This window comes from Pseudomonas sp. NMI760_13 (assembly GCF_021283245.1).
Taxonomy (GTDB): Bacteria; Pseudomonadota; Gammaproteobacteria; order Pseudomonadales; family Pseudomonadaceae; genus Aquipseudomonas; species Aquipseudomonas peradeniyensis.
The window spans coordinates 26,824-47,781 of record NZ_JAJSRC010000035.1 but is presented as its reverse complement, the minus strand read 5'-3'; the positions used below and the strand labels follow the sequence as shown (position 1 = coordinate 47,781).

22 protein-coding genes are annotated in these 20,958 nt (G+C 60.1%); 9 read left to right on the top strand and 13 right to left on the bottom strand.

The features are described from left to right. The first annotated feature begins 147 nt into the window (after nucleotides 1-147). From LU671_RS25835 to LU671_RS25820, 4 genes are all read left to right on the top strand, one after another. Nucleotides 148-1,830: a Mu transposase C-terminal domain-containing protein gene (locus tag LU671_RS25835; RefSeq protein ID WP_011494284.1), complete on the top strand. Its 1,683-nt coding sequence runs from the start codon at nucleotides 148-150 to the stop codon at nucleotides 1,828-1,830. A gap of 2 nt (nucleotides 1,831-1,832) precedes the next feature. Beyond that, a complete protein-coding gene (locus LU671_RS25830; protein WP_011494285.1) occupies nucleotides 1,833-2,741 on the top strand; it encodes a TniB family NTP-binding protein in 909 nt (302 codons plus the stop codon). Between the two features lie 20 nt (nucleotides 2,742-2,761). Continuing rightward, a complete protein-coding gene (locus LU671_RS25825) occupies nucleotides 2,762-3,955 on the top strand; it encodes a TniQ family protein (RefSeq protein ID WP_205301790.1) in 1,194 nt (397 codons plus the stop codon). Between the two features lie 61 nt (nucleotides 3,956-4,016). Further along, nucleotides 4,017-4,631 (top strand): recombinase family protein, encoded by a 615-nt coding sequence (locus tag LU671_RS25820; RefSeq protein ID WP_047306878.1) that lies wholly within the window; start codon nucleotides 4,017-4,019, stop codon nucleotides 4,629-4,631. A gap of 37 nt (nucleotides 4,632-4,668) precedes the next feature. Here LU671_RS25820 and LU671_RS25815 read toward each other — a convergent pair. From LU671_RS25815 to LU671_RS25810, 3 genes are all read right to left on the bottom strand, one after another. Then, a protein-coding gene (locus LU671_RS25815; RefSeq protein ID WP_099421609.1) for an IS5 family transposase occupies nucleotides 4,669-5,477 on the bottom strand; the annotation gives its coding sequence in 2 pieces (ribosomal slippage) (nucleotides 4,669-5,147 and nucleotides 5,147-5,477; 810 coding nt in all). A gap of 58 nt (nucleotides 5,478-5,535) precedes the next feature. Continuing rightward, entirely contained in the window at nucleotides 5,536-5,658 is a 123-nt protein-coding gene (locus tag LU671_RS29490; RefSeq protein ID WP_256213827.1) for a hypothetical protein, read from the bottom strand. 27 nt (nucleotides 5,659-5,685) lie between these two features. Continuing rightward, nucleotides 5,686-6,219, bottom strand: coding sequence for a carboxymuconolactone decarboxylase family protein (locus tag LU671_RS25810; protein ID WP_020309197.1), 534 nt, complete (start codon nucleotides 6,217-6,219; stop codon nucleotides 5,686-5,688). A gap of 117 nt (nucleotides 6,220-6,336) precedes the next feature. Here LU671_RS25810 and LU671_RS25805 point away from each other — a divergent pair, with 117 nt between their 5' ends. Next, nucleotides 6,337-7,179, top strand: a complete 843-nt coding sequence (locus LU671_RS25805; RefSeq protein WP_047306875.1) for a helix-turn-helix transcriptional regulator — start codon at nucleotides 6,337-6,339, stop codon at nucleotides 7,177-7,179. A 451-nt stretch (nucleotides 7,180-7,630) separates the two neighbouring features. Further along, a complete protein-coding gene (locus LU671_RS25800; RefSeq protein WP_003150544.1) occupies nucleotides 7,631-8,560 on the top strand; it encodes a recombinase family protein in 930 nt (309 codons plus the stop codon). Here LU671_RS25800 and stbB read toward each other — a convergent pair. Beyond that, the gene (stbB, locus tag LU671_RS25795) at nucleotides 8,484-9,029 is read right to left on the bottom strand and encodes a StbB family protein (RefSeq protein ID WP_232857345.1); all 546 of its coding nucleotides are present in this window, start codon (nucleotides 9,027-9,029) and stop codon (nucleotides 8,484-8,486) included. The two genes, LU671_RS25800 and stbB, sit on opposite strands and share 77 nt — an antisense overlap. Then, a complete protein-coding gene (locus tag LU671_RS25790) occupies nucleotides 9,026-9,481 on the bottom strand; it encodes a hypothetical protein (RefSeq protein WP_028691949.1) in 456 nt (151 codons plus the stop codon). Before LU671_RS25790 ends, stbB begins: the two co-directional genes overlap by 4 nt. Nucleotides 9,482-9,913: 432 nt before the next feature. Between LU671_RS25790 and LU671_RS25785 the strand changes: the two genes are divergently transcribed. From LU671_RS25785 to mobF, 3 genes are read left to right on the top strand one after another with little or no spacing between them, the layout of a single operon-like run. Beyond that, the gene (locus LU671_RS25785) at nucleotides 9,914-10,297 is read left to right on the top strand and encodes a hypothetical protein (RefSeq protein WP_028691948.1); all 384 of its coding nucleotides are present in this window, start codon (nucleotides 9,914-9,916) and stop codon (nucleotides 10,295-10,297) included. Further along, entirely contained in the window at nucleotides 10,297-11,847 is a 1,551-nt protein-coding gene (locus LU671_RS25780; RefSeq protein WP_028691947.1) for a type IV secretion system DNA-binding domain-containing protein, read from the top strand. The genes LU671_RS25785 and LU671_RS25780 overlap by 1 nt, the downstream gene beginning before the upstream one ends. 11 nt (nucleotides 11,848-11,858) lie before the next feature. After that, nucleotides 11,859-14,795 carry a MobF family relaxase gene (gene mobF / locus LU671_RS25775; RefSeq protein WP_028691946.1) on the top strand — a complete coding sequence of 979 codons (2,937 nt, stop codon included), beginning with the start codon at nucleotides 11,859-11,861 and terminating at the stop codon, nucleotides 14,793-14,795. Between the two features lies 1 nt (nucleotide 14,796). Here the strand turns inward: mobF and LU671_RS25770 are convergent, their stop codons facing one another. The 8 genes from LU671_RS25770 to LU671_RS25735 form a co-directional block, all read right to left on the bottom strand. Continuing rightward, nucleotides 14,797-15,282 (bottom strand): hypothetical protein, encoded by a 486-nt coding sequence (locus tag LU671_RS25770; protein ID WP_028691945.1) that lies wholly within the window; start codon nucleotides 15,280-15,282, stop codon nucleotides 14,797-14,799. Between the two features lie 61 nt (nucleotides 15,283-15,343). After that, a complete protein-coding gene (locus LU671_RS25765) occupies nucleotides 15,344-15,976 on the bottom strand; it encodes a KfrB domain-containing protein (protein WP_028691944.1) in 633 nt (210 codons plus the stop codon). Between the two features lie 12 nt (nucleotides 15,977-15,988). Then, nucleotides 15,989-16,558 (bottom strand): phospholipase D family nuclease, encoded by a 570-nt coding sequence (locus LU671_RS25760; RefSeq protein WP_231115633.1) that lies wholly within the window; start codon nucleotides 16,556-16,558, stop codon nucleotides 15,989-15,991. Nucleotides 16,559-16,583: 25 nt separating this feature from the next. Next, nucleotides 16,584-16,919, bottom strand: a complete 336-nt coding sequence (locus tag LU671_RS25755) for a TrbM/KikA/MpfK family conjugal transfer protein (protein ID WP_028691942.1) — start codon at nucleotides 16,917-16,919, stop codon at nucleotides 16,584-16,586. A gap of 28 nt (nucleotides 16,920-16,947) precedes the next feature. Further along, nucleotides 16,948-17,865: a lytic transglycosylase domain-containing protein gene (locus LU671_RS25750; RefSeq protein WP_028691941.1), complete on the bottom strand. Its 918-nt coding sequence runs from the start codon at nucleotides 17,863-17,865 to the stop codon at nucleotides 16,948-16,950. Continuing rightward, complete coding sequence (gene virB11 / locus LU671_RS25745) at nucleotides 17,849-18,883, bottom strand: P-type DNA transfer ATPase VirB11 (RefSeq protein WP_028691940.1); 1,035 nt, start codon at nucleotides 18,881-18,883, stop codon at nucleotides 17,849-17,851. The genes LU671_RS25750 and virB11 overlap by 17 nt, the downstream gene beginning before the upstream one ends. Before the next feature lie 9 nt (nucleotides 18,884-18,892). Continuing rightward, nucleotides 18,893-20,155, bottom strand: coding sequence for a TrbI/VirB10 family protein (locus LU671_RS25740; RefSeq protein ID WP_028691939.1), 1,263 nt, complete (start codon nucleotides 20,153-20,155; stop codon nucleotides 18,893-18,895). A gap of 2 nt (nucleotides 20,156-20,157) precedes the next feature. Next, nucleotides 20,158-20,943 (bottom strand): TrbG/VirB9 family P-type conjugative transfer protein, encoded by a 786-nt coding sequence (locus LU671_RS25735; RefSeq protein WP_028691938.1) that lies wholly within the window; start codon nucleotides 20,941-20,943, stop codon nucleotides 20,158-20,160. Between the last annotated feature and the right edge of the window lie 15 nt (nucleotides 20,944-20,958).

Sequence of the window (20,958 nt, the reverse complement as noted above, 5' to 3'; positions counted from 1 at the left end):
TGGCTCTGTCATTTTCAGAAGACGACTGCACCAATCAACGAGACATGAAGCCTGCTGTGCATACGGCTCCTGACAGCCCGATATCAGGACTCCTCTGCACGAAACTCGTCTATGCTCAATACTCGTGTGCACCAAAGCGAGGCGAGCATGGCGACCGATACCGTACCGATTGCCGAGCGCGGCGTAGCCACCCTGTCAGAACAGGCATGGGAGCGTGCTCGCTGCCGCGCGGAGATCATTGGGCCGTTGGCGCAGTCGGAGACGGTCGGGCATGAAGCGGCCGACGCAGCAGCCCAGGCGCTGGGTCTGTCCCGGCGGCAGGTCTACGTCCTGATCCGCCGTGCCCGGCAAGGTTCGGGGCTGGTCACTGATTTGGCTCTTGGACAGTCGAGCGGTGGCAAAGGTAAAGGCCGCTTGCCGGAGTCGGTCGAACGAATCATCCGCGAGCTACTGCAAAAGCGCTTCCTGACCAAGCAGAAGCGCAGCTTGGCGGCGTTCCACCGTGAAGTTGCGCGGGTGTGCAAGCTGCAAAAGCTGCGGATGCCGGCGCGCAACACGGTCGCGTTGCGGATCGCCAGCCTTGATCCACTCAAGACCACTCGACTTCGGGAAGGCCAGGATGCGTCCCGCATCCTGCAAGGTGTTGGCGGTGTTCCTCCGCCAGTCTCCGCACCGCTGGAGCAGGTACAGATCGACCACACAGTCATCGACCTGATCGTGGTGGACGAGCGCGACCGGCAACCGATTGGCCGTCCGTACCTGACCCTCGCCATCGACGTGTTCACCCGCTGCGTGGTTGGCATGGTGGTCACGTTAGAAGCGCCATCTGCCGTCTCGGTCGGCCTGTGCCTCGCACACGCCGGTTGCGACAAGCGCCCTTGGTTGGAAAGGTTGGACGTGGAAATGGACTGGCCGATGAGCGGCAAGCCCGCGCTGCTCTACCTGGACAACGCGGCCGAATTCAAGAGCGAGGCGCTACGCCGTGGCTGCGAGCAGCATGGCATCCGGTTGGACTATCGGCCTCTCGGGCAGCCGCACTATGGCGGCATCGTGGAACGGATCATCGGCACGGCGATGCAAATGATCCACGACGAATTGCCGGGGACGACCTTCTCCAACCCTGACCAGCGCGGGGAATACGCCTCCGAGAAGATGGCCGCCCTGACACTGCGCGAGCTGGAACGCTGGCTCGCATTGGCGGTTGGCACCTATCACGGCTCCGTGCACAACGGCCTGCTCCAACCGCCGGCCGCACGCTGGGCCGAAGCTGTCGCGCGTACCGGCGTTCCAACCGTCATCACTCGCACCACGGCTTTTCTGGTCGATTTCCTGCCCGTCCTCCGCCGCACCCTGACCCGCACTGGCTTCGTCATCGACCACATCCACTACTACGCCGATGCGCTCAAGCCGTGGATAGCTCGGCGCGACCGCCTGCCTGCGTTCCTGATCCGGCGCGACCCACGCGACATCAGCCGCATTTGGGTGCTGGAGCCGGAGGGGCAGCACTATCTGGAAATTCCATACCGTACCTTGTCGCACCCGGCTGTCACCCTCTGGGAACAACGGCAGGCGCTGGCGAAATTGCGGCAGCAAGGGCGCGAACAGGTGGATGAGTCGGCGCTGTTCCGCATGATCGGGCAGATGCGCGAAATCGTGACCACTGCGCAGAAAGCCACGCGCAAGGCGCGGCGCGACGCGGATCGACGCCAGCATCTCAAGTCAACGGAACAACCTGTCAAAACCACGCCACCAGCGGACACGGACATGGCAGACCCGCAGGCGGACAACCAGCCACCTGCCAAACCGTTCGACCAGATTGAGGAGTGGTAGCCGTGGACGAATATCCCATCATCGACCTGTCCCACCTGCTGCCGGCGGCCCAGGGCTTGGCCCGTCTCCCGGCGGACGAGCGCATCCATCGCCTTCGCGCCGACCGCTGGATCGGCTATCCGCGAGCAGTCGAGGCGTTGAACCGGCTGGAAGCCCTGTATACGTGGCCAAACAAACAACGCATGCCCAACCTGCTGTTGGTCGGTCCAACCAACAACGGCAAGTCGATGATCGTCGAGAAGTTCCGCCGCGCCCACCCGGCCAGCTCCGACGCCGACCAGGAGCACATCCCGGTATTGGTCGTGCAGATGCCGTCCGAGCCATCGGTGATCCGCTTCTACGTCGCGCTGCTCGCGGCGATGGGAGCACCATTGCGACCGCGCCCACGGCTGCCGGAAATAGAGCAACTGGCGCTGACACTGCTGCGCAAGCTCGGTGTGCGTTTGCTGGTGATCGACGAGCTGCACAACGTCCTGGCCGGCAACAGCGTCAACCGCCGGGAATTCCTCAACCTGCTGCGCTTCCTCGGCAACGAATTGCGCATCCCGCTGGTCGGTGTGGGCACACGCGACGCCTACCTGGCCATCCGCTCGGATGACCAGTTGGAAAATCGCTTCGAGCCGATGATGCTGCCGGTGTGGGAGGCCAACGACGATTGCTGTTCACTGCTGGCCAGCTTCGCGGCTTCGCTCCCGCTGCGGCGACCTTCGTCGATTGCCACGCTGGACATGGCTCGCTACCTGCTCACGCGCAGCGAGGGCACTATTGGCGAGCTGGCGCACCTATTGATGGCGGCGGCCGTGGCCGCCGTGGAGAGTAGTGAGGAAGCGATCAACCACCGCACGCTCAGCATGGCCGATTACACCGGTCCCAGCGAGCGGCGGCGGCAATTCGAGCGGGAACTGATGTGAAGCCAGCGCCACGCTGGCCACTGCATCCGGCACCCAGGGAAGCCGAAGCCCTGTCTTCGTGGCTCAACCGCGTGGCCCTTTGCTATCACATGGAAGTGTCCGAGCTGCTGGAGCACGATCTTGGTCACGGCCAGGTTGATGACCTGGACACCGCGCCACCACTGGCGCTGCTGGCGATGCTCTCCCAGCGGAGCGGTATCGAGCTGGATCGGCTGCGCTGCATGAGTTTCGCCGGCTGGGTGCCTTGGCTACTGGACAGCCTTGATGATCAGATTCCAGCCGCATTGGAAACCTATGCGTTCCAGCTCTCGGTACTGCTGCCGAGACTCCGCCGTAAGACGCGATCCATCACGAGCTGGCGTGCCTGGCTGCCCACCCAACCGATACACCGCGCCTGTCCGCTCTGCCTGAACGATCCGGAGAACCAAGCCGTACTGCTCGCGTGGAAGCTGCCCCTGATGCTGAGCTGCCCACTGCATGGCTGCTGGCTGGAATCCTATTGGGGCGTGCCAGGGCGGTTTCTCGGCTGGGAGAACGCCGACGCCGAACCGCGCACTGCCAGCGACGCGATTGCGGCGATGGACCAGCGTACCTGGCAGGCACTGACGACCGGCCACGTGGAGTTGCCGCGCCGACGCATCCACGCCGGATTGTGGTTTAGGCTGCTACGCACGCTGCCCGATGAGCTGAACACCCCGCTTTCGACGTGCGGCACCTACGCGGGGTATCTCCGCCAAATCTGGGAATGCTGCGGGCATCCGCTGCGTGCTGGGCAAAGTCTGTGGCGACCGTATGAAACCCTGAACCCGGCAGTACGGTTGCAGATGCTGGAGGCGGCGGCAACGGCAATCAGCTTGATTGAGGTGAGGGATATAAGCCCGCCAGGCGAGCACGCAAAGCTATTCTGGTCCGAGCCCCAAACCGGGTTCACCAGTGGCCTGCCGGCGAAAGCGCCGAAGCCCGAACCCGTCGATCACTGGCAGCGTGCAATCCAGGCCATTGATGAGGCCATCATTGAAGCACGACACAACCCCGAGACGGCACGCTCGCTGTTCGCGTTGGCTTCCTATGGTCGGCGCGACCCCGCTTCCTTGGAACAGTTGCGCGCCACCTTCGCGAAGGAAGGCATCCCCCCGGAATTTCTGTCACATTATGAGCCTAGCCTACCCTTTGCATGCCTTAGACAGAATGACGGGTTAAGTGACAAATTTTGACGTGCAGAGCTTCCCGATGCAAACTGTCACATAATCGAACGTATATGTGACAGGACAAAATATGCAAATTGGCTACATGCGGGTATCCAAGGCTGACGGCACCCAGGGGACGGACTTGCAGCGCGATGCGCTGGTTGCTGCCGGCGTCGATCCGGCCCACCTCTATGATGATCAGGTGTCCGGCAAGCGCGAGGACCGCCCCGGTCTGGTCGCATGCCTCAAAGCGCTACGGCCAGGTGACACGCTGGTGGTCTGGAAGCTCGACCGGCTGGGTCGGGACCTGCGTCACCTCATCAACACCGTGCACGATATGACCGGGCGCGGTGTCGGGCTAAAAGTGCTGACCGGACATGGCGCTGCCATCGACACCACGACGGCAGCTGGCAAGCTGGTCTTTGGCATCTTTGCGGCACTAGCCGAGTTCGAGCGCGAACTGATTGCCGAGCGCACCATTGCCGGCCTGGCGTCGGCGCGGGCGCGCGGTCGAAAGGGCGGGCGTCCGTTCAAGATGACCGCAGCCAAGCTGCGGCTGGCCATGGCCGCGATGGGCCAGCCAGAAACCAAGGTGGGTGACCTGTGTCTGGAGCTTGGAATCACACGGCAGACCCTGTACCGGCACATTTCGCCCAAGGGCGAGTTGCGCCCCGATGGCGAGAAGCTGCTTGCCCGCACGTGACACGATGAGTGCCACCTACGCCATCGGCTTAGAGCCGCTAACACCACCTATCCACGAAGCGTGCGCAGATGATCGCGGCTGCCAACTTCAAAAGCGCTTCGTGGATGTCAAGGCGCCTTTCAAAGCGGATTCGCAGTTTGCCAAAGCCAGCAAACCATCCGTGCGTCCTCTCCACTACCCAGCGATGTTTGCCCAGCCTTTCGCTGCTTTCAATGCCGCGCCTGGCAATGCGGCTGGATATGCCTCGCTGCCTCAGATGGGCACGGCAGCGTTTGTAGTCATAGCCTTTGTCAGCATGCAGCTTCGCTGGTCGCTTGCGAGGTCGACCCTGCAGGCCTGCAACGCCAGGGATCGCATCCAAGCACCGCTCGAACATCATGGAGTCATGTCTGTTCGCCCCGCTGACAAGAACCACCAGCGGGATGCCTCTGGCGTCTACGACGATGTGCCGCTTGGAGCCGAGTTTTCCTCTGTCGGTGGGGTTCGGGCCTGTTTCCTGGCCCCCCGGGGGCTTGGTACCGAAGAGCCATCAATACTGGCCCGGCTCCAATCGATCTGGTCGTGTTCACGCAAACGCATCAGCATGGCCTGGTGCAACCTCTGCCAAACCCCTGCTGCGCTCCAATTCCGAAGTCGCCGCCAGCAAGTCATGCCGCTGCCATAGCCAAGGGATTGTGGGAGGTCTTCCCATGGAATGCCGGTATGCAACACGAACAAGATGCCGTTGAGGGCGGCCTCATCGCTCACTGCGAGCTTGCGTGCGCCACCTTTGGCGGAGGGAGTGAAGGTGGGGATCAGGGGCTGCAACTGCAGCCACAGTTCTTTGCTAACGGGTTGTCTTGCCATGAGGGCATGAAGCATAACTGCTTCATGCGGGTCTCTTGGGCAGTGGTGTTAGCGACTCTTAGAGTGCTTTATTTTCCGTTTTCTGAGACGACCCCACATAGGGCGAAAAGTCGCCGGCCGTGACGGCCAGTGGCAGGACGAGGGCGCTGGCGAGCAGAGCGCCGGTGAGTGCGATTTTCATCGTGTTCTCCTTATATGCCTATGGAGATCAGACGGCGACCACGGGGAAATCCACCGTGGTGTCGGCGATGTGGTTGGTGTAGTTGGTGAGCGTGTTCAGCGCGACGTTGGCGATCACTTCCAGTATCAGGCCGTCGTCGAGCCCCGCGCGGCGGTAGTTGGCCATGGCGTCGGCCGACACCACGCCGCGTTGCTCGACCAGCGCGCGGGCAAAGCCGGCGATTGCATCGTCAAGTGCGTTGGCCGCCTGGCCGGTGCGGGCCGCGGCGATGGCCTCTGCCGACAGTCCGGCACCTTTGCCGATCAGGGTGTGTGCGCTCAGGCAATACTGGCAGCGATTGGCTTGACCGGCAGCGAGCGCAACGATCTCGCGCTGGGAGGCATTCAGGCGGCCGGTGCCCAGCGTTTCGGACAAGCCGAGGTAGCCATTGAGCGCCGCCGGCGCGTGGGCCAGCGTGGCGAACAGGTTCGGCACCATGCCAAGCTTGGCTTTGACGGCCTTGAGTGTGGCAGCGGTAGCGGCGTCAGCGGTGTCGATGGTCAGGGGGGCGATTTGGGTCATGTCTATCTCCGTAGTGGGTGAGGTGCAAGAGCACGTGGGCATGATCGCCCTTTGTTTGGTACGATATGGCACGTAAAGTATCAAATACGTAACCTATCGTCTTATATGGAGAGTGGAATGGCGGATCGACTGGCCGGCTTGCTCCGGCACTACTCGCTTTCGGCGCGCGTTTTTCACAGCGGCGCCTTCTGTGGGCAGCATCATTACGCGGCGCCGCATGGCTATATCCATCTGGTGCGGCGCGGCCCGATTACGGCGCGTTCGCCCGTGCATGAAGATCTGCTGGTTACCGAGCCGAGCCTGCTGTTTTATCCGCGCGTGGCGTCGCATCGTTTTGTCGCCGCCCCCGGCGATACCGCTGAGCTGTTGTGTGCGGAGGTCGACCTGGGCGCTTCGACGGGCAATCCGTTGGCCATGGCCTTGCCGTCGATGCTGCTGATTCCGTTGGCGGACTTGCCCGGCCTCGGGCCGACGCTAGAGTTGCTGTTTGCCGAAGCCGAGCGCGACCAGTGCGGTCGGCAGGCCGCCATCGACCGCTTGTACGAGTTGCTACTGATCCAGTTGCTGCGTTATCTGATGGATGGGCGGCTTGGCGCCACCGGACTGCTGGCGGGCCTGGCCGACCCGAAACTCGCGCGCGCCATAACCGCCATGCACGATGCGCCGCAGACCGCGTGGTCGCTCGAGGCGCTGGCGGCGAAGGCGGGCATGTCACGCGCGCGCTTCGCCGCCGCGTTCAAGGACGCGGTGGGCGTCACGCCGGGCGACTATCTGGCCGACTGGCGGATGAACGTCAGTTGCACCCTGCTCAAGCAGGGGCGGCCGGTGGCGGTGGTGGCCGACCGCGTCGGCTACGGCAGCCCGAACGCTCTGGCGCGCGCCTTCCGCGTGCGCATGGGCTGCGCCCCGCGCGACTGGCTGGCGCAGCAGCGCGGTGACGCGGCGCTCAGCGGTTCGTGAGTTTGAGTTCGATTCGCCGGTTCTTGGCGTAGGCGGCGCCGGTGTTGCGCTCGTCGAGCGGGTGAAATTCGCATCACGCCGGAACAACTGGCGGAACTCCAGGTGGCGATCCGTCAACGGCTGGTCAGTCTGTTCGTGCGGCGCGGCCGGCTGGACAAGGCTGAGTCAGTGGCGCAGGTAGCTGGATGACGCTGTCCCGCCCTGAGCCGACGCTCACAGGCGGGGATTTCCAGTGTCGTCATTGTCGGCTATTGGCCGGCAGCAGCCCGTCGTTGCCTGATGGATCCAACCCCTCCGCTGCTATAGTGCAGTCGGCTTCTGACGTTCAGTGCAGCCGTCTTCTGAAAACGACAGCTCGGTTCGTTAAGCTCCCCGCGCTACGGTTCAAATAACTGGTACGCTTAATCAAAGTTCAACTATTACTAACGTAGTCGAGTAAACAGTACTTTTGATGAAGATCGGTTATGCGCGAGTGAGCACTCGGGATCAGAAAGCCGACCTACAAGTCGATGCCCTGAAACAGGCCGGGTGCGAACGCATCTACCAAGACATCGCCAGCGGCGCGAAAAGCGCCCGGCCGGAGTTGGACAAACTGCTGGCCAACGTGCGGCCGGGTGATGCCGTGGTGATCTGGAAGCTGGATCGCCTTGGGCGTTCCCTCAAGCACCTGGTCGAGTTGGTCGGCGAGCTGGCAGAGCGCAAGGTCGGCTTACAGAGCCTGAATGACCCCATCGACACCACCCACGCCCAAGGCCGCCTGGTGTTCAACCTGTTCGCCTCGCTGGCGGAGTTCGAGCGCGAGCTGATCCGCGAGCGGACTCAGGCGGGTCTGTCGGCCGCACGGGCGCGTGGCCGGATCGGTGGCCGTCCCAAGGGCCTGCCAGCCAAGGCTGAGGCCACCGCCATGGCGGCCGAAACCCTCTACCGCGAAGGTCGCCTGAGCGTCAGCGCGATCGGCGAGAAGCTGCACATCTCCAAGAGCACGCTGTACAGCTACCTGCGCCACCGTGGTGTCGAGATCGGCGCGTACCAGAAGAGCGCCAGGTCACGCGACCAGCAGCCTTCGGCCGCGTCGCCGGCAGAGCCGCCCGCCGCCGAGCGGGTGGCCACCGTCACCCTGCGCCTCGCGGTGGTGAATAACAGCAAGTTCGTGCGCGGCCGGAAGCGGGCCACGGAGAACATTGAGCGCTACTGCCTGGAGCCCTATGGCATGAAGCGGCTGGATGCCGGCCACTATGAGTTGACCATTCCGTATCGGAGCGACGATGAGCTGGACAAGAGCGTGCATGACCTGCTGACCGAGATCAGCCAGGAGGCCGACATGCGCAACTGTTTTGTCGAGATGGGCGCCTGGGAAGAAGACACCGAAAAGCGTTGGTAGGGCTTACGTTGGTTTTCGGTTCCATTGCTCCCCAAACCCCGATATCGTCGGCATCATCGATCTGGACTTTGTTGAAGACGACCAAGATCTTTTTCGCCGGCACGCCGAGCGCGGCCAGGGTCTTGATGGTGTTGATGGTATCGACCTGCTGCTTTTTCTCCGGCACTGCCGGCACCAGGAAGTAATCGATATCTTCGTGGGAGCCGTCGTACTGGCCCATGAACTTGAAGAAGTCTTCAACGTTGGATGCGCCAACGTCGACCACAACCTTGTCCTCGGTCAGCAGTACCTCGGACAGTTCGCCAAACTGTTTGCCCTTGAGGCGTTCAATTTCGGCTGCGGTGTCCGACGCACCGGCGTTGATGGTTTCAATTGCAAACCGCAGACCGCCGATACGGGGCCAAAGCAGGTTATCGGAGAGTGTGGTTTTTCCGGAGTTGCCGGTGAAATTCACGGTGACGGTTCTCATGTGCGTTTCCTTCTGCTGCGCGCTGCGCTTTCATATCGATCCAAGTCCGAGGCGTTTTGATCGTCCCCGGGATTCATGAGCCTGCTCAACTCAGCCGGCCCCAAATGGGGCCGTTCGTCCGCGTCATGGCTCGGTTCTGTATCGTACGATACACCTCCTTCCTGTTCCGGCTCGACCTGCCGCGCTGGTTCCTCAAAATGTTGCGGCACTGGTGCTGGGCTTGCAGTCTTTGCCTGGTTTCCACGTTGGGCCTTGCGGTATCGGTACAGGTAGCTCTTGAGCGTATCCATACTGACCTCGATACCTTGCTCCTTGAGCACATCCAGAATCGCCTGGCGTCGTACACCTGCCCTCAGCTGCTTCTCGATCACTGGCATGACCTTGCGTATTTTCGCTGCCTTTGTCACTGGCTCAACCGCCATCAGTGCCTTCTCGATATCCTTGCCTGCCATTTTGCACCCTACCTGCACCCATATTGCATTTACCCTGTATCCTACTCACCCCCTACCTGTAGTCAAGCTATACCCCTTCTGCACTCAATCTACAGCCATACAGCACCCTTTCTGCCTACCCTTGTCCTCCGCTCGCTACGGCCTTCGGCCTAGGCACTAAAAACGCCCTTAACAAGAGCATCAATTTCGACCCTTAACAGGGTCAAAATCTCAATACACAACACGCACCTCCCTGGCGGGAGGTGGAAGCCGCGTCAGCCTTGAGCCTGAGCCGCTTTTCCAGAATTTACTACGTGATACGTTTGTATTACAAAGTATGCTTGCAGTGCAGATAAATCAAGGTTTTTGTGTGATACATTTGCATTACAGCGAATGTGCGTTACCTTTGGGCATGTCAAACCCCAATTTTCAAGGTGCATTTGAGGGAGCAACGTGGGCAAAACAGTACCCATTCGATTCAACGACGAGCAGCTGTCCAGGGTTGAAGAAGCGGCGGCACTCGCTGGCTATAAGCACCTATCGAGCTACATCCGCGACCGGGTGCTGGCCACAGACAAAGGTGGCCGGCAGGTGGATATGGACAGCTGGGCCGAGCAGCAACAGATCCTTGGCTTGCTCGAAACCATCACCCAGGAACAGGCACGGAGCAGAACCATTCAGGCCATCGTGGTCTATCTGCTGCGTCAAGGAACGGCACAGGGCAAGGTCAATGAGCTGCGCGCTCATCTCAAGCACCTGGTCAGCAGCGAGGATGCACTCGCAGCACTTTTGCCCGACCTGGCCGAGGACATTGAACGTCTATCAGGAGAGGACTGATGCACAAACAAGAGGTTGATTCCGCCGCTATGACAGCGGGCTTTGGTTTGCCGATCGCTGGCTGGTTGGCCGGCACCCAGCTGGCTCAGCTGCCACTGGCGCCGTTCCCTGCAGCGTTCAAAGAAACACTGCACAACGGCTGGCACGAACCTCTAGTGCTGGGTGCCACCATTGCCACCTCGGTTGTTGCTGCAGGCTTGTGTTACTACCTGTACGAATACTGCGACGACGGGTTCAGAGGCGAACGGTTCCAGCAATGGCTGCGTGGTTCTCGGATTCGTAACTGGCATTTCGTGGAGCGCAAGGTCAACGCTCGCAATGCCAAGACCAACCGTGAGCGCCGCAAAAAGGGGTTGGAGAATGCCAAGCCAATCATGGTCGGCAAGCTGCCGATGCCGCTGCACCTAGAAGACCGCAACACCATGATCTGCGCGTCCATCGGTGCCGGTAAGTCCGTGACCATGGAAGGCATGATCGCATCGGCATTACGGCGCAACGACCGCATGGCCGTGGTCGATCCCAACGGGACCTTTTACTCCAAGTTCAGTTTCAAGGGCGACTACATTCTCAATCCCTTTGATGCGCGCTCTGCAGGCTGGACCATCTTCAACGAGATCCGTGGCGTTCACGATTTCAACCGCATGGCTAAATCGATCATTCCGCCGCAGGTAGACCCCAGCGACGAGCAGTGGTGTGCCTACGCTCGGGACGTACTGTCCGACACCATGCGCAAGCTGATGGAAACGAACAACGCCAACCAAGATACGCTGGTCAACCTTCTGGTTCGCGAAGATGGCGACACCATCCGGGCGTTCTTGGCGAACACCGACTCCGAAGGCTATTTCCGTGACAACGCGGAGAAAGCCATCGCAAGCATCCAGTTCATGATGAACAAGTACATCCGCCCTCTTCGCTACATGGGTAAAGGTGACTTTTCGATTTATCGCTGGGTGAATGATCCCGACGCCGGCAACCTGTTCATTACCTGGCGGGAGGATATGCGCGACACCATGCGCCCGCTGGTGGCCACCTGGATCGATACCATCTGCGCAACCATCCTCAGCTCCGAGCCAATGACCGGTAAACGTCTGTGGCTGTTTCTCGATGAGCTGCAATCGCTCGGTAAATTGGAGAGTTTCGTTCCCGCTGCGACCAAGGGCCGGAAACATGGCCTGCGCATGGTCGGCAGTCTGCAAGACTGGTCCCAGCTCAACGCAAGTTATGGCCGGGACGACGCGGACACGCTGCTGTCGTGCTTTCGTAACTACGTCATTCTGGCGGCGGCAAACGCCAAGAACGCCGAAATGGCCAAGGAAATCTTGGGCAATCAGGAGGTCAAGCGCTTCCGCAAGTCTTGGACTGCAGGGCGCATGACGAGGGCCGAGGAAATCAAGCTGGAACCGGTCGTGATGGATTCGGAGATCTCGAACCTCAATGACTTGGAAGCCTACGTCAAGTTTGCCGAGGACTTCCCCATTACCAAGATCAAGACGCCTTACGTCGATTACAAAGAGCGGGCGCCGGCAATCGTCATTGGCCAAGCAGCTTGACGAGGTAAGCGATGTTCAACGTGACGCTGATCAAGGGTGACAACCAGTACGCGGCGGCAGGCTACTTTTCCAACGCCGATGACTACTACGCCAAGGAAGCCCCCGGCGAGTGGCAAGGTATCGGTGCCGAGTTGCTGGGTTTGGAGGGGCCTATCGACCAGAAGGAGCTGGCCCGTCTGTTCGATGGAAAGCTCCCGAATGGCGAACGAATGGCTAAGACCTTCGACAAGGAAACAGGCTCCCGTCGCATGGGCTTAGACCTAACGTTCTCGGCTCCTAAGTCCGTCTCAATGCAGGCGCTGATCGCCGGCGACAAGGATGTGATGGCAGCACACGACCGCGCAGTGACCAAGAGCATGGAGGAAGTCGAGCGCCTGGCCCAAACACGATTGAAGGTGAACGGCAAAACCATGCTCGAGCGCTCGGGCAACTTGGTGATAGGCAAGTTTCGTCATGAAATGAGCCGGGCCAAGGATCCGCAGATGCACACGCATGCCGTGGTCATGAACATGACCAGGCGGTCGGATGGCAAATGGCGCGCTTTGCGCAACGACGATATCTACAAGATCCAGCCGCAAGTCGATGCCATGTACAAGGGCATCCTTGCCCAGGAACTGCGTGCGCTGGGATATGAGATCCGGGTTCTGGATAACCAGGGCAACTTCGAGCTGGCCCACATATCGCGTGACCAGATCGAGGCGTTTTCCAGTCGTTCCAAAGTGATCGAGGACGCGCTGGCCAAGGACGGAAAAACCCGCGCCGATGCCACCCCGCTCGAAAAGCAGATCATTGCGATGGCCACACGGCCACGCAAGGACGAGCGCGACCGCCACCTGGTCAAAGAATATTGGGTAACCAAAGCTCGCGAGCTGGGCATTGATTTTGGCGCTCGCAGCCACCTGGACAATCGCGAATACGCGCCTCGCAAGGGCAGCCCTGCAGAATACAGCCTGCCCGAGGGCATCACGCCAGGGCAGGCCGTTGTCCAGTACGCCATCAATCACCTGACCGAACGTGAGCAAGTGGTAGGGGAAAATGACCTGCGCACCGTCGCCTTGCGACGTGCGGTCGGCCTTGCTACCCCTGATCAGGTAAACGAGGAAATCAAGCGCCTGGTCAAGCAAGGGACGCTTATCGAATCTCCGCCGACCTACCGCATGCCCAACGGCGACTTAGATTCGCCGGTACTGTCGCCTGCTGGCTGGCGGGCACACCTGCAGGAGCTGAAAGGCTGGAGTGAGAAACAGGCCCGTCAGTATGTAGACAAGGCTATCAAGCGCGGTTCGCTAGAGCCTGCAGAAAAGCGCTATACGACGCAGAAGGCCTTGAAGCGCGAGAAAGCCATTCTGGCTATCGAGCGGACAGGCCGTGGCCAGGTCACCCCGTTGATGACCAAGGAACAGGTGGCCAAGGCGCTGGAAGGGTCCACCTTGTCGGCTGGCCAATACCAAGCCGTTGAGGTGATCGTCAGCACCAACAATCGATTTGTAGGCATCCAGGGTGATGCCGGTACCGGCAAAACCTACTCGGTAGACCGTGCCGTCAAACTGATCGATTCCGTGAACGCCGCGATGGCCAGCCGGGATTCCCAACCGGGATCAGGGTACAGAGTTGTTGCCCTGGCACCGTACGGCAACCAGGTCACCGCCTTGAAGAACGAAGGGTTGGATGCGCACACGCTGGCCAGCTTCTTCCACACCAAGAACAAGGGATTGGATGCCAAGACCATCGTTATTCTCGATGAGGCCGGCGTGGTGGGCGCCCGCCAGATGGAACGGCTGATGCGGGAGATCGAGCAATCCGGCGCCCGCTTGATCCAGCTGGGTGACACCAAGCAAACCGAGGCCATCGAGGCAGGCAAGCCATTTGCTCAGCTGCAGCAAAACGGCATGCAGACCGCACGTATCAAGGAGATCCAGCGGCAGAAGGATCCCGAGTTGAAACTGGCAGTGCAGCATGCGGCCGAGGGGAAGCCCACCAAGTCCCTGGATCACCTGAAACACGTTGAAGAATTGCGAACGGCCACTGAGCGGCACCAGGCCATTGTCCGCGACTACATGGCACTGACGCCCGACCAACGCAAAGAGGTATTGATCGTTGCCGGCACCAACAAGGACCGGAAGGAAATCAACCAGATGGCCCGCCAGGCACTCGGGCTGCTGGGGAAGGGTAAACAGTTCGAAACGTTGAACCGTGTCGATTCCACCGACGCAGAACGTCGGTACGCCCCCAGCTACAAGCAGGGCATGATCATTCAGCCGGAAAAGGACTATAAACGGGCTGGCCTGGTACGAGGTGAGCTGTATGTGGTCGACCAGGCGCTGCCGGGTAATGTGCTTGTGGTCAAGGACCGTAGCGGCAACCGATACGAGTTCAACCCGAGACAGGCCACCAAGCTCAGTGTCTACAAGCTGGAGAAACCCGAGCTGTCTGTGGGTGACCTCATTCGCATCAACCGCCAGGATCCCAAGCTGGACCTCACCAACGGCGACCGCATGCGCGTAGTCAGCATCGAGGGCGGCGTGGTGCAGCTGGCTTCGCTCAAGGAGATCAACGGCCAGCCCGAACGCACCGTGAGCTTGCCGACCAACAAGCCGTTGCACCTGGAACATGCCTATTCCGCGACCGTCCACAGCGCTCAGGGTCTGACCAATGATCGCGTCATGATCTCGCTCAACACCAAGAGCCGCACCACCTCGCAGAACCTTTGGTATGTGGCCATCAGCCGGGCACGGCATGAAGCCCGCGTCTATGCAGACTCAATCAAAGGTCTGCCGGCAGCAATCGCCAAGCGCTACGACAAAACCACGGCGTTGTCGCTGCAGCAGGAACGCGAGCGGCAGCGTAGGGAGTCGATTCAACCGCGGAATGTTGCGGACGGCCAGGCGCTGGAGCGCAAGCAACGTACTCGCTTGGAAGGCCCGAGCAGCGGGCATCCCAGGATGTGAGTCAAACGCTTTTGGTGGTGCTGGCCAGCTTCCCACTATGCCCCGCCTTGTGCGGGGTTTTCAGTGGCGGGGTATCGGAACGTGGACGGTACGTGGTGATTCCAAGTTTACGCCGGCGCTTGAGGACTGCACTTGGACTTCTGCCGGCGAGTTGAGCAATCGCTGCATCGCTCAACACCCCTAGCAGGGGATCGAACACTTCGAGCGGATTGGTCTGCTGGTCACGGTGCGACGGAATGCCCAGGGATGACCGCCTGACCGTTATCGTTTGCTTGGCCACCCCTGCCAGCTGGGCCACATGCTCATCCGTGAACAGACCCAAGATGGAGTCATAGGCCTGCAGATGGCTCCCAATGCCAAGGCGTCGGCGCCGTCCTGCCACCGCGTGGATGCTAACACCCGCTGCAGTGGCGATCTGTGCGTCCGACCAGCGACCGAATAGCGGCTCGAATGGCCACAGCAGCTGATCGATTTCGTCATGAGTCATATCGAATATCGGGCAAAAAGAAAGGAGCCTACCGGCTCCTTTCTCCTTTTTCAGCTACTACTCAAAAACCTTTGCCGCCGTAGCCTTTCGGTTGGTGTGAGGGGGTTTTTAGTTCGTGCTGCAGCTGGCGTTCTTGCACGATGCCAACGCCCGAGAACGGGTAACGGATCGACAGATCCTTGCCCTGGTGCAACAACCCAGCCTTGGCACTGCTCAAGGCCGCTCGCTCATGGGCAATATGGATAGTCTTCTGTCCGTCACTGACGGCCTGAATCACCTGGTTATTGTGGAAGGCGACTATCTTGCCGTCGTAGGTCTTGCCCTGCTCAGCTGCCTTGATGGCCGGCATATCCATTGGCTTGGCCATTGCCATCGCTTCACCGGGTTTACCAGAGGCCGCGCCGGATTGCTCAGCCTTGCGCAGCTCCAGCGCATCCTTGAACGAGGCTTTGAAGTCTGCAGCGCCTGGCATATTGTCGAACGGCAGATCCTTGTAATACTGCGTGCCCTCCTTGCCAACCTGCGCAAAGACACGAGCGGCTTGCCCGCCCTGTTGAACAGTCATCACGGATTTGTCGGAAAGCTCGGCCTTGAACCAGGCTGCGCCCGCCAGCTTTGCGTCGGTGAACGTTTCCGGTTCCCTGCCCTTTTGGAACAGCTGGTAAGTGGTGGTCTGATCAGTTTGCTTGTCCATGTGCGTGCCCTCTCAGTAGCTTGGTTTGAATGCTTGGCCCTTCTCCCACCGGCTCTGCCAGTGGTTCAGGTACTGCTCAGCGAGATCGGCGTCGTTCCAGACGACCAGTGCGTTCTCACTATTGTTTCTGGCAGCTGCAGCGGTGTAGTTGTAGCTGCCGGTTTCAACTGCCTTGCCGTCAATCACCATGAACTTGTCATGGTGGATCGCGTAGGCCTTCACCGTACGGGTTGGGATGCCGGCACGGGCCAGCAATGTCAGCGCATGTTGGCCAGCGCGGGCAGCGCCACCTTGCAGATTGCCTTGATGGTCAGCCACCACCGCCACATCGACACCGCGCTGTTTGGCCGAGATCAAGGCCTTGGTCACATCGGGGCTGGTCAGCATGTACGCCGAAAGGCGAATCGAGCTTTTGGCCGCGCCAATGGTGCGCAGTACTAGATCCTGTGCCGAGCCTTCTGGCGAGAAGCCGACTTCAATGCGGCGCGCGCCATCGACCAATAGCGGTGCGGCTGCAGGCTCCGACGAAGCAGGCGCCTGGTCAGCCCAAACCAGGGAGCTGGCCACCATCGCTACGGCCAAGGAAAGGGACCTTACTGCAGTGAACTTAGAAGCCACGTTGTACGGTCCCCCATTTGTCATTGGCCGCTTTAGCACGGTCCTGGTCCTCAGCGCACTGGGCAACAAAGTCACCCCGAGCTTCGGCAGTTCTGGACGGGCTGAATTTTCCTTTTTTCGTTCGAATGATGCTGAAGTACTTGGTGACGTACTTGTCACAATCACCGTCGCGGATCATGCCCAGCAGACACAGGGTGGCCCCACAAGCTTCTGAATCGCTTTTAGAGCCGTAGTCGTAATTAGTTGGTGGCTGCGGCAATTCATTCGCCTGCACGGTACCGGCAAATGCCAGCGCAGCGAGGAAAGTCATGATTGGGGTGCGCATACGAACTCCTTTTCTCGCGTGCGAGAAATCAATTGATGATCTGGACAAATGACGGGGTGGCTTGCTGCTGTTCGGCAACAGGCTGCGCCTCGGCTTGTTCAAAGTGTTGTGGCGCAGGCTGATCGAAGCGCTTGAATTCCCGCTTCGGAATATCAGCCTCGGCATCGGTGTTGAGGTGGACTTGGATCTGCGGCTTGCTGGCAGTCTCAGTCTTCGCGGCAGCAACGGCTTGGCCATTGTCGTCAGTGAAGGTCAGCCATGGACCTTCCTGCTGTTCAGAGGCCCTACGAGCGCGCTGCGGCGCTTTTCGGGCAGGGGAGCTAGCTGCAACCACGGAAATCGGCTCAGCGCCTTCTGCACCCTCTACAGCCGGCACAATCGGATCCTCAGCAGTGGGGTTCAGGGCGCGGTGAACCACTTTCTCGACGTAAGACATTTCGCCAGGTCGATCCGGGCGGAAGCCACGCAGCTCGTTGCCGCTGTAGTACATCGAAAAGGCCTTCAACAGCGCCTCTTGCTTGTCACTACTGGTCGTAAGCGCCTGCTTGTAATACTCCACCAGCAAGTTGCTGATGGCCTGCAGGTTGCGGCATGGCTCGAACACATCCTGATAGCTCAGCCCGCGTGCACGCATGTTGGTGACTAGCAACTGGCCAAGGCCCATGGCATAACGCTTGCCGTCCCGTTCCAACTGCTCGGCAGTGGCGATGGCTTCGCTCAAGGACTGAGGTTGCCGCTGCAGGTGAGTGCCAACCACGCCGATTGCGTAAGGGTTGAAGGTAGACTCGTTGCCGATCAACGCCTTGAGCGTGGACGGGTGAACGGTCGGCGCGCACTTGGCGGCAAGTTCGGAAAACCGGGTCGGCTGTGCATCTTCGGCATGAACCATGGCAGACGCGCAGACACTGGCCAGCAGCGCCAGGGTGAACTTAGGCAGCTTTCGCATAGTGAACCTCCGTGATGATGCGTCGGCCATCGAAGCCGTATTCCCACTGGATAACGACATCGATCAGATGCCGGGAGAACTCGATCAGCTGGTTTTTGCTCATGTCAGCACCGCCACGCGATGCCATTGATGCCAGGCGGTCGAACATGAGATCCGGCGAGTCGGCGTGGATAGAACTCATCGTGCCGCTGTGACCGGTGTTCATCAGTTCAAGGAAGGGGAACGCCTCGCCGCCACGCAGCTCGCCCATAATTGCCCGGTCAGGGGTCAGACGAAGAATCGATTCCAGGTGATCGAATGGCGTGACACGGGCCTTGCCCTGGCCACCTCGCGAATAGATCAGGTTCACCACGTTCCCGCCCGCTGGGCGCAGTTCGCGGGTGTCCTCAATGGTGATTACTCGCTCGCCATTGTTGCCGTCCACATGCTGCAGCAACTCGTTGAGGAAAGTGGTTTTGCCGGCATTGGTACCGGCAGAAACCATGATGTTCTTGCGCGCCTTGACGATGCCCTTGAAGAACTCTTTCCAGCGCTTGGCCCGATACAGTTCAACCAGGTGATCATCGCTGTACTGGCCATGATCACGTGGCTGGTTGATGAAGTCGAAAGCACCGGAAGCCTCGTATTGATCGAGGGTAATTTGCTTCCGCCCTGGTTTACGGATACAGACGATACCGCCGATGTGCTGCTCAACAGCCGGGGCCAGGACGATCTGGACGCGGTAGTCGCCCCGCTCGTTGTCCGGGACGTTGTCGTCCAGATTGATTGGGATACGCCCCGACAGGATTGGCGTGTAGGCGCTCACTTCCTGGTCAGTGTGGGCGGCAATCAGGCTGGCCAGCGATTTGATCAGGGGGAGCGTTACACCTTGAACCGGAACCGGACGCATGAACCGGCTACTGCGGTAGCCGGCCCATACGTTGTCTGGACCGTTGATAGCGATCTCTGTCACTTCCGGGTCATCCAACATGCCAGCAAGCGGACCCAGTTTTGTGCGAAAGGATGCAATCTCAGACATATCCGGTCCTCAGTTGATGAAGGTAACGCCGCCGCTTTCGGCGCGTTCGGCCTGCTTGGCGAATGCCTTGGTAAAGTCCAGGTCGCGCTGCAGATAAATCACGACACGCGAGCCATGCGGGACAGTCACGGTCGGCTGAATGTTGGCGTAGCGGCCCAAAATGGTCTGTGCCGAATCGGCGGCGGCTTCCTGTACTTCGCTGCGGTAGCGGGACGAGGAATTCTCCTGATCGCTCGACGAAACACCGCTGTTCGAGGCCCCGGCGCCGATGATCGATACCGCAGCCGCGACACCGAAAATCTGCGCCCAGTGGTTGTCGACCACGCCACCCTGGCCAGCGGTACCCAACTGGTCGGTACCGGCACTGTTGAGCGGGATTTCCATCGGAGGGCGCCCGTCCAGGCGCGGGATTCGCACAAAGTTCCAGATGGTAAACAAGCGCTCTTGGCCCGGCTTCAAGCTGGCGTTGTAGCTCCCACACACCAAGGAACCCCACGGGAGCATTACCCGGCGCCCTTCGGCGGCGTATACATCCTGTGCAATCGACGCGCAGATTTGACCAGGCAGTTGGCTTTGAGCGCGGGGCTGCAGGGTTGCCTCGATGACAGCCCCCTGCAGCACTTTGTATCCCAGGTTCTCCATCACACGGGCTTCGGTGAACGGCACGCTATCGCTGTAGGTAGACGCGGCGAAAGCATCGTTTGCATTCATCGGGCCTTGTGAAGAACGACCACCGCCACCCAGTAGAGAGCCACCGTTGGCCTGCTGGCCATCGGCGCCCTGCCCTGCCCCTTGGTCAAAACCTTCGTCTTTGGCCGTCGCGAAAATGGCCGAGCGCTGCCGTGCCGCGAGCATTTTCTCCCGCTCCAGTTGGGCCTGCATTTCCAGCTGCTGCCGGCGTCGTTCTTCATCGCTCACGGCGCCTTGCTGCTGCCGGTCAACGACCGAACGTGGCGTATCTGCCGGCGCGCCCGGCTCATTGCTCACCGGCGCGACCTTCGCAGCCTCCCGACGAGGTGGCGGATCCATCACTTTGCGCGGGCTGGCCGCGACCAGTTCTTCTTTTTTCAGCGTGTCTTTATTTTCGGTTTCGTCATCGCCATGGGTAACCATGTACGCGAAGCCACAGGCGACCACTGCGGCTACCGCAATGGCAATACCACTGCGCTTGCTGTTGCCTGCCTTGCCCTTGAGCATCGAGTTGGACTCGTTCCACTCGCGGATCTCTTCGTCACGGGTCTTTTCTTGAGGTTGAGTAGGTTCGGTGGCCATCTTTATGCCCCCCCGCCGTCACGGGCACCACGGGTTACGGTGCGCTTGTAGGGATTGGCCAGGTTTTCAACGCAGACGTAGGCATTACCACTGCGCAAGACGAACATGCTGGCCAGGCGCTTGACGACCATGTACTCACCTTCACGGCGAGCATCGACCATCGCCTCGGTACCATCCGGCAGTACGCGGTAGAACTGCGGCAGATCGGCGCCTTTCTTGATCAGGAACTTGGTGAACTGACCGTCGTCCATCACGCCCTGCACGCCGATGGCTTCCTTGTCCCCCGAGTAGCCGTAATTGATGTTCGGCGATGCCGGAGTGCCCGAGCTGGTGACCGGGGTACTGCCAGCAGGGGTTTCCCCCTCGGGGTTGTACGAGGTGATGCGAGCGTTCGGGTAAACGAATCGCACCAGGTACGACTGGCCCGACTTGACCTTGGTGCTGTTCAGCTGGAAGTAGTAGGTACGCTTGGAGGTGATCACCGTCATGTTGGTGTCGGCGTTGTCTTCTACCGGCTTGAGAAACACACGGTTGCGAAATGGCATGCTCTGCCAGGCGATGGTGTCGCCCAGGGCCACGACCTTCACCATTTCATCAGCTTCAAACTCGATGGAAGTCTGGTAGCCATAAGTGCCCACCAACTCATAAACCTGGTTGGGATCGTACGGCACTTGTTTTACGCGATTATCACTGGAAAGCGGCTTCGGCAACTTTGCGGCATGGGTGCTAAATGCGCAAAGAGACAAACTCAAAGCAATAGCAGTCGGCAAAACAAACTGTTTTTTCATGATTAGTTTCCTTGT

What these genes read in the sequence shown, in the direction of transcription:
- LU671_RS25835 (WP_011494284.1), top strand. Translation starts at nt 148, where the DNA reads ATGGCGACCGATACCGTACCGATTGCCGAGCGCGGCGTAGCCACCCTG.
- LU671_RS25820 (WP_047306878.1), top strand. Translation starts at nt 4,017, where the DNA reads ATGCAAATTGGCTACATGCGGGTATCCAAGGCTGACGGCACCCAGGGG.
- LU671_RS29490 (WP_256213827.1), bottom strand. Translation starts at nt 5,658, where the DNA reads ATGAAAATCGCACTCACCGGCGCTCTGCTCGCCAGCGCCCTCGTCCTG.
- LU671_RS25810 (WP_020309197.1), bottom strand. Translation starts at nt 6,219, where the DNA reads ATGACCCAAATCGCCCCCCTGACCATCGACACCGCTGACGCCGCTACC.
- LU671_RS25805 (WP_047306875.1), top strand. Translation starts at nt 6,337, where the DNA reads ATGGCGGATCGACTGGCCGGCTTGCTCCGGCACTACTCGCTTTCGGCG.
- LU671_RS25800 (WP_003150544.1), top strand. Translation starts at nt 7,631, where the DNA reads ATGAAGATCGGTTATGCGCGAGTGAGCACTCGGGATCAGAAAGCCGAC.
- stbB (WP_232857345.1), bottom strand. Translation starts at nt 9,029, where the DNA reads ATGAGAACCGTCACCGTGAATTTCACCGGCAACTCCGGAAAAACCACA.
- LU671_RS25790 (WP_028691949.1), bottom strand. Translation starts at nt 9,481, where the DNA reads ATGGCAGGCAAGGATATCGAGAAGGCACTGATGGCGGTTGAGCCAGTG.
- LU671_RS25780 (WP_028691947.1), top strand. Translation starts at nt 10,297, where the DNA reads ATGCACAAACAAGAGGTTGATTCCGCCGCTATGACAGCGGGCTTTGGT.
- mobF (WP_028691946.1), top strand. Translation starts at nt 11,859, where the DNA reads ATGTTCAACGTGACGCTGATCAAGGGTGACAACCAGTACGCGGCGGCA.
- LU671_RS25770 (WP_028691945.1), bottom strand. Translation starts at nt 15,282, where the DNA reads ATGACTCATGACGAAATCGATCAGCTGCTGTGGCCATTCGAGCCGCTA.
- LU671_RS25765 (WP_028691944.1), bottom strand. Translation starts at nt 15,976, where the DNA reads ATGGACAAGCAAACTGATCAGACCACCACTTACCAGCTGTTCCAAAAG.
- LU671_RS25755 (WP_028691942.1), bottom strand. Translation starts at nt 16,919, where the DNA reads ATGCGCACCCCAATCATGACTTTCCTCGCTGCGCTGGCATTTGCCGGT.
- LU671_RS25750 (WP_028691941.1), bottom strand. Translation starts at nt 17,865, where the DNA reads ATGCGAAAGCTGCCTAAGTTCACCCTGGCGCTGCTGGCCAGTGTCTGC.
- virB11 (WP_028691940.1), bottom strand. Translation starts at nt 18,883, where the DNA reads ATGTCTGAGATTGCATCCTTTCGCACAAAACTGGGTCCGCTTGCTGGC.
- LU671_RS25740 (WP_028691939.1), bottom strand. Translation starts at nt 20,155, where the DNA reads ATGGCCACCGAACCTACTCAACCTCAAGAAAAGACCCGTGACGAAGAG.
- LU671_RS25735 (WP_028691938.1), bottom strand. Translation starts at nt 20,943, where the DNA reads ATGAAAAAACAGTTTGTTTTGCCGACTGCTATTGCTTTGAGTTTGTCT.